14 protein-coding genes are annotated in these 14,672 nt (G+C 34.8%); 3 read left to right on the forward strand and 11 right to left on the reverse strand.

Features of this window, described 5'->3' with window-relative positions; all coding sequences use genetic code 11:
* Positions 1-40: 40 nt before the first annotated feature.
* The 8 genes from J3U63_RS00680 to J3U63_RS00715 form a co-directional block, all read right to left on the reverse strand.
* Positions 41-724 carry an amino acid ABC transporter permease gene (locus J3U63_RS00680; RefSeq protein WP_267333094.1) on the reverse strand — a complete coding sequence of 228 codons (684 nt, stop codon included), beginning with the start codon at positions 722-724 and terminating at the stop codon, positions 41-43.
* 2 nt (positions 725-726) lie between these two features.
* Positions 727-1,455: an amino acid ABC transporter permease gene (locus J3U63_RS00685; RefSeq protein WP_267333095.1), complete on the reverse strand. Its 729-nt coding sequence runs from the start codon at positions 1,453-1,455 to the stop codon at positions 727-729.
* 3 nt (positions 1,456-1,458) lie between these two features.
* Complete coding sequence (locus J3U63_RS00690; RefSeq protein ID WP_416379559.1) at positions 1,459-2,292, reverse strand: ABC transporter substrate-binding protein; 834 nt, start codon at positions 2,290-2,292, stop codon at positions 1,459-1,461.
* A 216-nt stretch (positions 2,293-2,508) separates the two neighbouring features.
* Positions 2,509-2,973, reverse strand: a complete 465-nt coding sequence (locus J3U63_RS00695) for a YhcH/YjgK/YiaL family protein (RefSeq protein ID WP_267343839.1) — start codon at positions 2,971-2,973, stop codon at positions 2,509-2,511.
* 53 nt (positions 2,974-3,026) lie between these two features.
* Positions 3,027-4,223: a sialidase family protein gene (locus tag J3U63_RS00700; protein WP_267370190.1), complete on the reverse strand. Its 1,197-nt coding sequence runs from the start codon at positions 4,221-4,223 to the stop codon at positions 3,027-3,029.
* Positions 4,224-4,235: 12 nt separating this feature from the next.
* Positions 4,236-5,639 carry a sodium:solute symporter family protein gene (locus J3U63_RS00705; protein ID WP_267343837.1) on the reverse strand — a complete coding sequence of 468 codons (1,404 nt, stop codon included), beginning with the start codon at positions 5,637-5,639 and terminating at the stop codon, positions 4,236-4,238.
* A 43-nt stretch (positions 5,640-5,682) separates the two neighbouring features.
* Entirely contained in the window at positions 5,683-6,561 is an 879-nt protein-coding gene (locus J3U63_RS00710) for a dihydrodipicolinate synthase family protein (RefSeq protein WP_267343836.1), read from the reverse strand.
* Positions 6,562-6,588: 27 nt separating this feature from the next.
* The gene (locus tag J3U63_RS00715; protein ID WP_267370191.1) at positions 6,589-7,725 is read right to left on the reverse strand and encodes an iron-containing alcohol dehydrogenase; all 1,137 of its coding nucleotides are present in this window, start codon (positions 7,723-7,725) and stop codon (positions 6,589-6,591) included.
* 225 nt (positions 7,726-7,950) lie between these two features.
* On the opposite strand from J3U63_RS00715, the gene dtnK reads away from it, so the two are divergent.
* Genes dtnK through J3U63_RS00730 form a run of 3 tightly spaced genes read left to right on the forward strand, consistent with a single transcriptional unit; the run spans position 7,951 to position 11,011 of the window.
* Positions 7,951-9,231: a D-threonate kinase gene (gene dtnK, locus J3U63_RS00720; protein WP_267343834.1), complete on the forward strand. Its 1,281-nt coding sequence runs from the start codon at positions 7,951-7,953 to the stop codon at positions 9,229-9,231.
* Positions 9,232-9,243: 12 nt separating this feature from the next.
* Complete coding sequence (gene pdxA / locus J3U63_RS00725; protein ID WP_267343833.1) at positions 9,244-10,227, forward strand: 4-hydroxythreonine-4-phosphate dehydrogenase PdxA; 984 nt, start codon at positions 9,244-9,246, stop codon at positions 10,225-10,227.
* Positions 10,228-10,249: 22 nt separating this feature from the next.
* Positions 10,250-11,011 carry a DeoR/GlpR family DNA-binding transcription regulator gene (locus J3U63_RS00730; RefSeq protein ID WP_267343832.1) on the forward strand — a complete coding sequence of 254 codons (762 nt, stop codon included), beginning with the start codon at positions 10,250-10,252 and terminating at the stop codon, positions 11,009-11,011.
* Positions 11,012-11,256: 245 nt separating this feature from the next.
* On the opposite strand, the gene ndk is transcribed toward J3U63_RS00730, so the two are convergent.
* The 3 genes from ndk to J3U63_RS00745 form a co-directional block, all read right to left on the reverse strand.
* On the reverse strand, positions 11,257-11,682 hold the full coding sequence (gene ndk, locus J3U63_RS00735; RefSeq protein ID WP_267343831.1) for a nucleoside-diphosphate kinase: 426 nt from the start codon (positions 11,680-11,682) through the stop codon (positions 11,257-11,259).
* Between the two features lie 13 nt (positions 11,683-11,695).
* Positions 11,696-13,993 carry a penicillin-binding protein 1C gene (gene pbpC, locus J3U63_RS00740; RefSeq protein WP_267343830.1) on the reverse strand — a complete coding sequence of 766 codons (2,298 nt, stop codon included), beginning with the start codon at positions 13,991-13,993 and terminating at the stop codon, positions 11,696-11,698.
* A gap of 94 nt (positions 13,994-14,087) precedes the next feature.
* On the reverse strand, positions 14,088-14,663 hold the full coding sequence (locus J3U63_RS00745; RefSeq protein WP_323849517.1) for a hypothetical protein: 576 nt from the start codon (positions 14,661-14,663) through the stop codon (positions 14,088-14,090).
* Positions 14,664-14,672: the final 9 nt, after the last annotated feature.

Here is a 14,672-nt window from a genome sequence, read left to right on the forward strand (position 1 = left end):
ATCAGAAATTATGGTTAGTTTGGCGGTTCAACAATAATGATCAGTGAATACGAAATAACCGACTTTTTGATAGCATAGATAAAGAAAAATCCAACAACCAGCAAATAATAAAATAAACGACAATGACAAATAAAAATATCTCGGTTGGATAAACCATACTACGATTGTTGATTTGTGTTGCAACAAAAGTAAATTCAGCCACACCAACAATATAAGCTAAAGAGGTATCTTTAATGAGTGAAACCCATTGATTAACGAAAGATGGCAACATCATTTTTAGTGCTTGCGGCAAAATAATAAAAATAATAACTTGTCTTTTAGTCAAACCTAACGAATAGGCTGCTTGCCACTGTTCTTTGGCAATCGCAATCATACCCGCATAAACTGAATGACCAATATAAGCCGCGCCAATTAAGGATAACGCGAATATCACTGTAGCTATAGCTGGAACATCAATATCAAGCAATATAGGTAATAAAAAGTAAGTCCAAAAAATTAGCATAATCACAGGAATAGCTCTTAAAAAACCCAATAAACTAATTAATATATAGCGACATATACCTTTGGCCACCGTTAAACCTACCCCAGCTAAAATCCCCAAAAGTGTGGAAAAAAAGATAGCGGCAATGCTCATTAATAGTGTCAAGAAAATGCCGCCAGGAAAGTTTCCCCACATTAAATAATCCAGGTTATTCCAAATAAGTGCTAAACCTTTAAGTTCCATAACTAAACCTTGTTACCAAATTGCAGTCGTTTTGCCTGATAAATATTGCCGAGCGTACCTACAATCACTATAGCTAAAATATATAAAAACGTTGCAATGGCAAAATCCTGAAAAGTTTTAAGCGATTCAGTTTCTACTTGTCGAGAAACGTAAGACAACTCTAAGACGCCAATGGCCATGGTCAGGGATGAATTTTTGATAATATTCATATATTGACCAATTAATGGTGGGAATGCGATACGAAAACTTTGCGGCAAAATAATAAAACGCATACTTTGCCACCAAGTCAACCCGAGTGCCGATGATGCCTGCTGTTGCCCTTTACTCACACCGGATATTCCTGCTCGAAATTCTTCAGCAATAAACGCACTAGAATAAAATGTTAAAGCAATCAAACCAATAATAAATTCAAATGACGGCATTTTTAAAGTGAACAAAAATAAATTAATCTGTGGTTCATCAAATAACCACATTTTAAATTCAGCAGGTAATAAACTTCCAATGCCAAAGTACCAAAAAAATAGTTGAGGCAATAATGGCGAATAACGAAAAATGGCGTTATAGCTAACTACAACGCCTTTGATAAATTTGATATGACTTTGTTGAGCAATAACTAGCAAAAAACCCAATACAGTAGATAAAATGATTGTTAAAACCGAAATAGCGATAGTGACTAAAAAACCATCCCATAACCACCATAAGTAACGTGGTTCTAGTAACTGCTCAAACATAAATTATAAACCTTGACCTATTTTAAAATCACCGCGCGGCATAGCTGATTTGGTTTCTGGTCCAAACCAACGATTATAAATCGTTAACGCTTCACCATCATTTTCAAGTTTTAATAGTATTTGGTCAACCTTTTCTTTCAAACGGGTTTCCCCTTTTGGAATACCAACAGCTTGATACTCTTGGGTAATACTAAATGGCGAAATTTCAAATGCGGCGCGTTGTTCGTCAGGCACATTAGCAAGTAACCCAATTAATTTAGCATCATCTTGAGTAATAGCTTGTACCACACCATTACGCAATGCAGTAAAAGCAAAAGGCGTATCGTCATAGGAGATTACTTTAGCTGTTGGATACTTTTCACGTAAAGTAATTTCCATTACCGTACCTTTATCAGCACCAATGCGTAAATTTTTTAAATCATCTGGCGATTTTAATAACCCTTTTTTGGCAATAAATTTTTGCCCGGTAGCAAAGTAAGGTAAACTAAAATCGACTGTTTTAGCGCGTTCATCAGTAACCGTAAAGTTTGCTACAATCAGATCGGCTTTTTGTGAGGTTAGTAAGGGAATACGGTTAGCCGGATTAGTTGGAACAAGATCAACTTTTACATTCAATGCTTTAGCAATTTCATTAGCATAATCAACATCAAGCCCTGCAATTTTATTCGTTTTTTCATCAATAAAGCCAAACGGCGGATTGCTATCAAATACGGCTATTTTAATTTCACCGCGTTTTTCAATATCATCTAAACGATCTGCAAAAGCAGAATTCGTTCCTAATAAACTACCAATTAATGCTACTACTGTTAGCGTTTTAGTTAAAAATTTCATCTTGATTTCCCCAAATAAGGATAGTGTTAAGTACAACTAAAGTCTAACAGCAAATAACTGAGGTAAATAAATAATAAATTTTTACATGGTTATAACTAATAGTTATATTGAATATAAATAAGAATTGTAAACATTGATAAATAGGTAAAAGTTTATCACAAAAAAACAAGTTCATTAACTGAACTTGTTTTGACTTTTTTGTAGGATGTTTTTGTAAAGAATTTAAAGAATATTTGCAGGAACTTTAAATACAACTTTTCGTACTTTTTGGGGAACATTAATCATACACAAAGCCTGATGGGCCTCACCAGGTGCAAAAGTAACAAAATCTCCTTCAGTTAAATAAATAGCATTATTTATCTTAGGATTTTCCAAAATATACAAATCAGGCTTTTTCTCATAGCAAGGTTCATTACTAGAATCAATCAAACTGTAACGAATGATTTCTTCACCTTCTAAGATCATTTGAATATCTAAAAATAGCTTATGAAACTCTGTATGTCGCTCTTGCTCAGGTGAAGTATAAGAATCACCGATATTATAAAACCACTCTTCTCCTTTTAGTTGATATCTACCATCAGGTAAAGTCTTTAGATATTCAAAGCTAGCTTCTGGTCGAGCTAAAATACTATATAACGACTTAGGTAGTGTTGCTAAATGTAGAAATTTTGTATTACCAGCAATCATTTTCAATCTCCCTTTGCCAGTTTACCTTTTAAAATTTAAGCCCTTTAAATTTGCTAGGACTTATTATCAATAGTGGACTTAACCCAATCTTCTTCAACCAAAACATATTTAATTGCCATTCTAAAATAGGTATAGGCGATGTGTAACTTACCATCTAAGCCTTGTTTGATACTTGGATATGAAAACTCTCGATTAAGATTGTCTTTAGAATTATTTGACATACAGTAACCATCACCTTCATCCAAATTTCGAATATAGGGCCATGTTTTACCATTATCAGTGGAAATTGCTAACGACATAGGCGCTCGAGGAGCACCCCAGAAAGCATTTTTTTGCCCATCAAGAATTTTTGCTTCTTCTTTATGTGCACTGCTTTCATCTTCTATTTCATCATAAAGAGATACACGCCTTTCTTTGGCATCTTTGGCACTTGAGTTATTAAATACTAGGGCAATATGACCATTATCTAATACTGTGGCTTGAATTGATGAATTATTATTAGGTAATATGGTAGCAACAGGATTGGTCCACGTATAACCGCCATCTGTTGATCTACTTTCATAAATATGATCAGCCCAGCGACTACGAAAAATAGCATACAAAGAGTTATCTTTTAGCATTAAGATATTCATATGCACACAGCCTAGACTTTCAGGGACATCAATATTTGACCATGTTTTACCTTTATCTTTAGAAATCATCACACTGCTAGTGTCATAACTTCCAACCCACTTTTCACCCGGTTTTGCAATACAGTAAAAAACTGGCAATAACCAATCCCCGTTTGGCATAACTGTAATAGGCTGGCGAATAAAAATACCTTTATTGGGGTCTTCCAATAATGTTTCAATCGGCCCCCAGGTTTCTCCATAATCTAGTGATTTTCGATAACGGACAATCGCAGTATCTTGGTTTCCTGAAATTTGCGCAGTATATAAAATCCATAAAACATTATCGGGATCTAAAAAGAATAATGGGTTTTGTTCAGATCGTGTTGGATCGTCCGAAAGTTTAACTGCTTTTGTCCATGTATCACTCCCTTTTTTTAATCTAGAATAATATGCAGAAATGTCAGGAATCCCTTCTTGTGTTCCACCAAACCATGTGCAAAGTAGATCACCATTTGGCAATTGCAACAAATTTGCTGCATGATTTTGCACACATTCGGTCGGCAAATATGCATCAACACGTTGTGTATCATCAGTGTTTTTACATAATCGGCCCGAACAATCTAATGTTACTTTTGTCATTCCTTTATCTCCTTATAAATTATCCGCTTTAACTTTAGTTTTTACAAAAGGACTGATTAGCACTTTGTCTAATAACATAATTAATGCCGGTGAAATTAATGCTACATACATGTTATTAATACCAAATGGGTCACCGCAGTAGAACCAAAGAGACGTTATAATTGCAGCGCCAACTAAAGCCATATTTGCAGCTCGTGTACTATTTAAAAATGGTAGATAGAAGGCTATCATTGCTACAATGGTAATTGATAAACGAATTGCTCTTGTGAAGAATGATAATTTCAAAACTTCAGGAAAAGCAAGTACAAGTAATAATGGAGCAAAACCAACAATAACCGAAATAATTTTTGTTGCTTTAAATTCTTTTTCTGCTGTTGGTTTACAGTAAGGAACATAGAAATCTTTAACAATTAAAGAAGCTATTGCTAATGCCACTGTACTAACACTGATAAAAATTGAAGCAACTAATGATGTAGTAATAATGCCTGCCATGAAAGGGTTCATATCTTGAATAAATACAGGTAGTGCATATAAACTTTTAATGTCAGGATGTAGGAATTTTGCACAAACACCAATAACAGCTATTGCTATCGCAATTGGTAAGCAGAAAAAGAAAGCATACCAACAAGCTCTTTTAGCTGATCTTGCATCTTTAGTTGATGATATAGCTTGAATAACAAATTGCGTACAGAATATTGAGCCTATAGTACCGATTAACCAGGCAAAAATCGTACTAGCACCGATTGAACCATCCCAAGTCCAATAATGAGGCGGCATTTGTTCAATCATAGGACCAAAACCACCAGTAAGATAAAGCGCTGTTCCTAAAATAAATAACACACCAAAATACTTAACTGCGCTATGAATAATTGTTACATAAGCAACACCTTTCAAGCCACCAAAAGCGAAATAAAATGTACTCACCACAGCAGTAATAAAGGCGGCAACGGGTAAAGAAATTTGAAGTACAGTAGAAATAGCTGCTGCACCACTAATATAATTTCCGACATTTACCAGTATTAATGCGTAAATCATTATTAGCGAAATTAGATTCTTAGTTGAATTACCATATTTTTGAGCTATAGCACCAGAAATTGTAATTTCCCCTGTGTTATAAATTTTTTTAACTAATATCAAACCAAATAGAGGAAAACCTATTGCTGCACCTATAACTGACCATGATGCTGCAATACCATTATCAAACGCGGACTGAGCCGTACCTATAGTTGACTTCGCACCAATATACTCAGTCATCAATAAAATACCAACGACAATTGCAGGTACAGCTCGAGAACCTTCCATAAAGTCACTATTATTTTTACTTCTTAAAAAATAAGTCATCCATGAGGTAGCTAAAATATAAAGAACTACAATACTAATTATTATTATCGTGTCAATCGTTCCAAAATAATGCATAAATCACCTTTCATGTTTAATATAATTACAAACTAAGTATTTGTTATAATTCTTTAATAATATTTTTAATTGTGGCTATATGTTCACCCGTGAACAAAATTGGATAACGACTTACACCAACATCTTCGCCCATTAAAGTTAATGCTTTCTTAACAGCTGCTGGTGAAAATACTGTTGCATACAAATTTTTTCTTAAATCCCCAACCGCATCTTGAGCTGCTTTAGATTTAGCCAGATCACCTTTTTTAAAATTTTTCCAGATGGCATTAATATAACCTGGTGCAACATTTGCTAACCCTGAAATTGATCCAACTGCACCACCAATAAAACCCTGATAAATAAGCGAATCTGGCCCTGTTAATACATCAAAACCATCAATTTTATTAGCGACATCTAGGAATGCTTGTAAGCTTTCTGCACTACCTGCACTATCTTTAATCCCTAAAATATTAGGATGTTCAGCTAGTTTGGCAGCGGTTTCTGGTTGAATTGTGTTACCGGTTCTTGCGGGGATATTGTATAAAAAGACTGGAACAGTAAGAGCGTCAGCAATAGCCGTATAGTGATAAATTAGCTCCTCTTGTTTAACGGGTATAAAATAAGGTGCTATGACTGATACCGCATCAACGCCTAATTTCTCAATCTCTTTACCTAATTTGATTGTTTCACGTGTCGAGATTTCTCCAATATGAGCCATAACAGGCGATCTCCCTGCTACTTCATCAACACAAACTTCAGTCACTTTAATTTTTTCTTGTGTACTTAATACAAAAAACTCACCATTAGTACCATTGCAAAAAACACTGTTTCCATTTGTTAGTTGACGTTGGACTTGTTTACGCATCCGTTTTGGACAAAAATCACCATTGTCATCAAAGGTGGTAACAATAGCGGTTAAAATTCCTTCTATTTTTTTTCTCATTATATTTACTCCTGCTAACCAAGTTTTTTATAAAAGCGATCGATAAATAGCTAATACATCTTGTTTGGAAACTTGCTTTGGTACGTTATTCATTAAACGTTTCACATCAAGAGCTGCATCAACTAGATAATGTAGATCGTCTGATGAGATATTGAGTTCCTGTAATTTGCAAGGCAATGCTAAGCGTTTTACTAGTTCTCTAAAGTAGTTAACTAAAGCATGTGATTTTTCTTCTGCTGTTAAGGTTAGAACGGCATCAGGTAAAAGATCATAAGCTTGAGCGAATTTATCAACTACTGCATCACGAACAAATTCCATACAAGGAACAAGTAAAATGGCATTAGCAACACCATGAGGAATATGGTATTTACCGCCAAGTGGGTAAGACATTGCATGAACTAAATGAGTACCTGCATGAGCAATCGCAGCTCCACCATAATAAGACGCCCATAACATATTCAGTTTTGTTTCTATATTGGTTTTATCATTAACTGATTTTTCGAGAGAATTAAATAATTTTTGCATACCGATTAAGGCATAATTGTCACCTATAGGATTAGAAATATTGGCTGTAAAGCACTCTATTAGATGGCATAATGCATCTATACCTGTTGAGGCAGCAATATGATTTGGCATTGACGTTGTTAATTCAGGTACTAAACAGACATAATCAGGTAACATAACGGGAGAAATTATCCCTTGTTTTGTATCTTTTTCTGGAATAGCTAAAATAGCATTAGGAGTTGCTTCCGAACCTGTTCCAGCTGTAGTGGGAATCAATATAGAAGTACAACGCCTAGTTGGTTTTTGCCCATCTAATAACTGTTCAAGTGTAATGTTTGAATCTTTGATACATAAAACAGAAATCAATTTAGCCACATCAAGTACACTTCCACCACCGACACCAATTACAAGATCTGCATTAGAAACTTTCATTTTATTTAATAAATTAGTGACATCATGATGACTTGGTTCTGGTGGGATATCATCAACTATGGTTACTAAAGCGACATTTTCTTGCACTTTTTCGATAAGTTCTTTTGTTACGGATAAATTAATAATATTTTGATCTGTTATAAACAGAACATGTTTACGATCTTTCAATAAAAAATAGAGATCTTTTAAAACTCCTTGCCCACTAAGAATTGTGCTATTTATATGCATAATTATCCCCACCCCAAAAAATGAAAACTATAAATCAAATTGATCTAATTTAATCATTAAATATTAATTTATGTTTGAATTATGAGCAAGAAAAATGTAAAAAAATATGACAAAGATCACATTATGATTATTTTGATTTTTTTTAATCATATTGACTATTATTTTTAATCAAGAATATGTATAATCAACAGAATAAAAGGAATTATTTATGATCAAGGGATCTTAATGATTAAATTAATTATTGCTGATGACTTCACTGGTTCTAACGACGCAGGTGTACAATTAGTAAATAAAGGATTAGTAGTTAATGTAGTTTTCGATTGGGAAAAAGCCAACTTATCGAAAAAATATGGTATTCAAGAAATTAAAAACGACAATCACGAAGTTATGGTCGTGAATACTGAAAGTCGAGCCGTATCAAATGAAGAAGCAAAAAAAAGAATACAAACTGTTATAACAAATAATCCTAATTTAAAACAGATTTATAAAAAAATTGATTCTACTTTACGGGGAAATATTGGTACTGAAATAGCCGCACTACTGGATAATATTAAAAATAAAGTTGCACTGGTTATACCCGCATTTCCCAATATGAATCGTACGACAATAAATGGCAATTGTTACATAAATGGAATCGAGTTAGTTAAAACCGAATTTGCAAGTGATCCTAAAACGCCTATTTACTCATCAAACATAAAAGCTTGTATTGAACAACAAACCAATCACTCATGTGACGAGATCTATTTAGACAAAGTAAGAAGTGGTGTTTTAAAACAACATATTGAAAATGCGATCAATAACGAAAAAAAAATAATCGTTATTGATGCTGAAACAAATGATGATTTACAACATATTGTTGAACAAATTTTACCATTACAAGATAAGCTTTTATTAGTTGGATCGGCTGGGCTGATTGATTTTTTGCCTATACATCATCATGAAAAAAGGTCAACTAAACTAAAAAGCAGCACTCATCCATTGTTAGTCATAGCGGGGTCAATGAGTGAAAAAACACAACAACAAATAAACTATACAGCTAAACATAAAGATAATCTGATAATTTTTGATATTAATGTTGCAGATTTATTATCCAATATATCACTATCTAAATTATCCCAATTGGCCAAAGAGATTCAATCACAACTAGATTGTCAAAAACATTGCATAGTCAGAACCAGTTCTAATATCGCTGAACGTTATAAAGTTGAAGATTATTGTCAAGAATATAACTTAACTCGAGAACAACTTGGTGAACAAATTTGTCAATCTTTAGGTCTATTAGTCAAGCAACTACAGTTTGAAAATCTATTTTTGACTGGCGGCGATGTGGCTATAGCTGTAGCCAAGTCTTTAGGGGCAATAGGCTTTAGAATTGAAGGGCAAGTAAGCCTAGGTGTACCTTATGGTCAATTAATCAGTAACAAGCTTTTGTCATATCGAGTATTTACCAAAGCTGGAGGCTTTGGTTCGAACGATATATTTTTAAGAACATTAGAATTTATTTAAAGGAGAAATACGATGTCAAAGATCGTAGCGATAACAATGGGCGATCCAGCTGGTATTGGACCAGAAATTATTGTAAAAGCTTTACAATCAGAAGTACTTAAAAATATACATTCTGTTGTAGTCGGTTCTGCGGATGTCCTAAAAAAACAATTAAAAATGGGATTATTTACTAATGTAAAAATTAATGTAATTGAACAGGTTAGTAATGCAATTTTTCAACCTAATATTATTAATGTTATTGATATTAAATTGGACGATATTGATACTTTAAAACCTGGAATCATTCAACCCCAAGCTGGTGATTTGGCTTATCGTTGCGTAAAAAAGGCGACAGAACTTGCTTTGAATGGTGAAGTATCAAGTATTGCGACTGCACCACTTAATAAAGAGGCCTTACATTCTGCTGGGCATATGTATCCAGGACACACCGAATTATTAGCAAAATTAACCGATAGCAAAGATGTAGCAATGGTGCTTTACACCGATTCACTTAAAGTCATCCATGTCACAACTCATATTTCATTACGTAAATTTTTAGATACCTTAAGTAGTGAACGTATTGAAAAAGTCATTAAAATTGCTAATGATTTCCTTACAAAAATTGGTATTAAACACCCTAAAATTGCCGTTGCAGGCGTTAATCCTCATGCTGGTGAGCATGGTTTATTTGGTGATGAAGAGATTAAAATTGTTACGCCCGCTATCGAAAAAATGCGTCAATGTGGAATTGATGCCATTGGCCCCTGTGCTCCAGATACCGTATTTTTACAAGCACATCAAGGCAAATTTGATATGGTCGTTGCCATGTATCACGATCAAGGTCATATTCCACTTAAGTTATTAGGATTTTATGATGGTGTAAATATTGCCGCTGGTTTACCGTTCATTCGCACATCCGCTGACCACGGAACCGCCTATGATATTGCTTGGCAAGGTGTTGCAAAACCAGATAGTATGATAGAATCGATTCGATTAGCGGAACTGTTATCTAAGTAAAAAATAGAAGGAGAAATTTTCAGTGGGAAAATACAATCGACTTGAGCAAATCATGGACTACTTAAAAATTCATAATCTGGTGACAGTCGAAGAGTTAGTTATCGCAACTGAAGCCTCTCCTGCTACTATTCGACGCGATTTAATCAAATTAGATCAACAAGGTGTCATTAGTCGAACACATGGGGGCGTAACACTAAACCGTTTTATTCCTAGTCAACCAACTACTTTTGAAAAAATCCATAAAAATTTTAACGAAAAACAACTTATAGCAGATGTAGCTGCAAAGCTAATAAAACCTGGTGACTCAATCGCTCTTGATGCCGGAACAACGACATTAGAAATAGCAAAAAGAATTACGCAAATGCCAGTTAGGGTCATTACATCTGACTTACATATTGCGCTATTTTTGTCTGAATTTAAACAAATTGAAGTCACAATAATTGGTGGCAAAATTGATGACAGTAGCCAATCTTGCATCGGTGAACATGGTCGCTCCTTGTTATTACAAATTAATCCTGATATATCCTTTGTTAGTTGTAACTCTTGGAGCCTAAGTAAAGGTGTAACAGCACCAACTGAAGATAAAGCACTAATTAAAGCCAGCTTTGCTGAAAAAGCAGATAAAGTTGTTCTTGCTGCAGATAGTAGTAAATATAATTCTTACTCTTTATTTACGTCTATACCACTAAACCGCTTTACTGACATTATTACTGATAATCATCTTGATATAGAATCCGTACAAGCTCTTAAAAATCAAACATTTAAATTACATATTGCAAAATAGTCTATTCCACTAATAAAAGATCACCAATGAAAAAACTTTATTTGTAGTATTAGCTTCAGTAAAAAATTATCCCCTATTTACTATATTTGCGCCGGCATTAATTATATATATTTTATTAAACTTATCTTTCATGTAAATTGAAAGGTGACGTATAGTGTAGATGATTAATCATAAATATTTTTAGATGTCTGTTTGTACAATATGTTGTTGCTAACTCGCATAACATCTTCATTTTATAAATCGCTTTAGCTTCCTATTATTTCATTTTCGACAAAAAAGTAAGCAATCTCTCTTTCGGCTGATGCTGCTGAATCCGAACCATGTACTGCATTTTCAGTCACACTGTCAGCAAAATCTGCTCGCAACGTGCCCGCAGCCGCTTTAGATAAATCGGTTGGCCCCATCAATTCACGATAACGTTTAATTGCATTTTCACCTTCAAGCACTTGCACAACAATTGCACCAGATGTCATAAATTTTACTAAATTGTCAAAAAACGGTTTACCTTGATGTTCAGCATAAAAGCCCGCCGCTTGTTCTTGTGTTAATTTCAACATTTTTAATGCAATGATATTCAATTTTGCTTGTGATATACGCGTTTCAATCTCACCAATTATCTGTTTACGAACTGCATTTGGCTTGATAATTGATAAAGTTCGTTCTATAGCCATAAGTTAATCCTCATTAATTGAAGCTAAATTTGACACGTGCAATTTGACCACTTTCATCTAACAATAATAAAAAGTGTTCACCTTTTTGTGATAAAGTGACTGCAACTTTATCACTATCCAACGAATGTGCAATAAGATTGCCATCTAAAAACCACCATTTTTCTCCATATCCCCCCTCTGGTGTTAAATCAACGGTGACTTGATTGTTGCCGGGCAATGCCCTAAGCAATTGTTTATCATTTAGTCCAACAATATTGAGTGACATAAAAACATCTTGCCCCATTACAGGACAACGTTTATCAATTGGTGGCAATAAAGCCCGTCTTTTCTCTTTGGTTAATAGAAAGTTTTCTAAGGATACTGGCCATAGCGCGACTTGTTTTTTTTGCGCGCCAGGGCAATCCGCCGCGACACGCTCACCTTGTTCATTAACCCAAATCGTTATCGAACCAGAACGATAAATATTATTTTTTAACTCACTATAGGTGCTTAATGTTGGTGGAACCATATTATTCAATACCCATGCTGTTTTTTGGCGGTGACAGTTTGCATCTGACTCAGGAAGCGGTTGCCCTAATGGCCAACAAATTTTTATAGATGATACTGATTCTGGTTTTGGATAAGCAATAAGTGGACGATTTAAACGGTTTTCTCGGTTTAATAAAATAGAATTAACATGTTGTAAAATTGGCATTGCAGAGATTGAACCATATTGCCCCACAACAGGTGTTCCATCAGGCCGCCCTACCCAAACGCCAATTAAATACCGTGGATTGATACCTATCGCCCAAGCATCACGATAGCCATAACTGGTTCCGGTTTTATAAGCTAATAAATTATTATTAATTAGCATTTGTCTTGTTATCCAAGCGCTACCATCTGAAATAAGGGGTTTAGTAATTAATGGCGCTTGTTGAGTAAAGCGCAAAGGACTCACCTCACCATGCCTTGCAAATGCACTATAAGCGCTGACAAGATTATCCATTCTTACAGAAGCGCCACCTAATATATAAGAGATATTCGGTTCATTTGCTATGGACGATAACGGTAAACCGATGCCAGCCAATTTACCGGCAAATCGTTTTGGCCCATATAACTCAATTAATTGTACCGCGGGTAAGTTTAATGATTTACTTAACGCATCCGATGCGCTAACCGGGCCATTAAATCCCTCATCAAAATTAGTGGGTCGATAATCAGTGGTAATACGTGGAACATCTTGGAGTAACGATTCTGAATGAATCATACCATCATCAATGGCAAAAGCATAAATGAAGGGTTTTAGTGTAGAGCCAGGCGATCTTAACGCACTAATCATATCCACTTGGCCAAAGCGCTCTTTGTCATTAAAATCAGCTGAACCGATATACGCTTTAACTGTCATATCAGTATGATCGACAACCAAAATAGCCAATGATGTTTTAGGCGGTAGTTGTGAGGCTCGATTGATGGCTAAATCTTCTAAATTATATTGAAGCGAAGCATCAATAGTGGAATGAATAATATCCTCATTCGGATATTTCTGTTTTAGACGATAAGCCAATAAAGGCGCCAACTGCGGTGCTTTTCGTGGATAGACCCAAACTTCGTCACGTCGGACTTGATCGATCAAATCATTAGGCCACACCTTATATTGCGCCAATCTATCTAATACTTTATCGCGAGCTTGCTTCGCTCTTTCAGGAAATCGATCAGGCCTCAATCGACTGGGCGCTTGAGGTAATACGGCTAATAATACAGCTTCACTTCTTGTTAACGCTTTGGGATGTTTACCAAAATAGGACCAGCTTGCTGCGCCAATACCCTCTATTGTGCCACCATAAGGAGCATGATTAATATATAAAGTTAAAATCTCCTTTTTACTATAATGTAATTCAAGTTGCAGGGTTCGAAAAAGCTGTTTTAGCTTACCGAGCAGTGTTCGATCATGTGGATATAATAATCTCGCCACTTGCATAGAGAGAGTACTGCCTCCGGAAATGATTCGATCATTAGCTATATTTTGCCAAGCTGCACGAACTAAAGAAACCGGATTGATACCGATATGATCGTAAAAATAACGATCTTCATAATTTAATAAAACGTCAAGATAATAGTCGGGCACTTCATCAAGGTTGACCGAATAACGCCAAACACCATTTTGGTCTGCAAATCGCCATAAGGGTGTTTCATCTTCAGCAACAACCGTTTGCGTAGTTTTATTTTGGGAAATAGATAATGGAAAAAGAGAATCAGCAATCAAAAAACTACCGACTAATAAAACCAATAATATCAATACAAATTTGAATAATTTATAGAAGTGTTTTTTCATTATCGTTGTTATGTGACCTTGCTAAATATACTTACAAATAAAAATTCCGCCAAATACTTTGGCGGAATAATCAGTTAAGTTTATTGATATTTGATTAATTTTGTTCCTTTTTCGGATTTGAAATTGTCATCAAATCAGGTGATTGTCCTATCGCAAAACGATCTGGACGATACATAGATTCAACATAGGGATAAGGAATCATATAATCGCCTGGCGTTACCGCTCTAACTAAATAAACGATACGTTTACGATAGGTATCACGCGCTACATATGTTTGCAGATTAACGGCGGCAACATATCTATCATCTCGATATTCTTGATATTTAATATCACTAATATCCTCACCTTTCATTAAATCAGCTATAGCAGGAATTGATGATAAATTTACGCTACTATTAGAAAGATTTTGATTTTCAAGTTCTAAACCTGCTGGTAAAAAATCAACAATCAATGCATCATTAACCGGTTTTTTAGCCGTTACATCTAGAACTACAACCATCATTGAACCAACCTCTAAAGTTGTTGGTGATATGTTATTACCCTGCAAATCGTAATAGCGTCGACTGATATTAAAGAAATCATCAGGTGACGTTGGTGCTGGTGCTATTTTGGAATAACCAGTAACAGAAAACTTAATATAAAGTGGTTCACCCGATTCTACATTATTAATCGTTAACCC

Source organism: Gilliamella sp. B2838, assembly GCF_026536185.1.
GTDB lineage: Bacteria > Pseudomonadota > Gammaproteobacteria > Enterobacterales > Orbaceae > Gilliamella.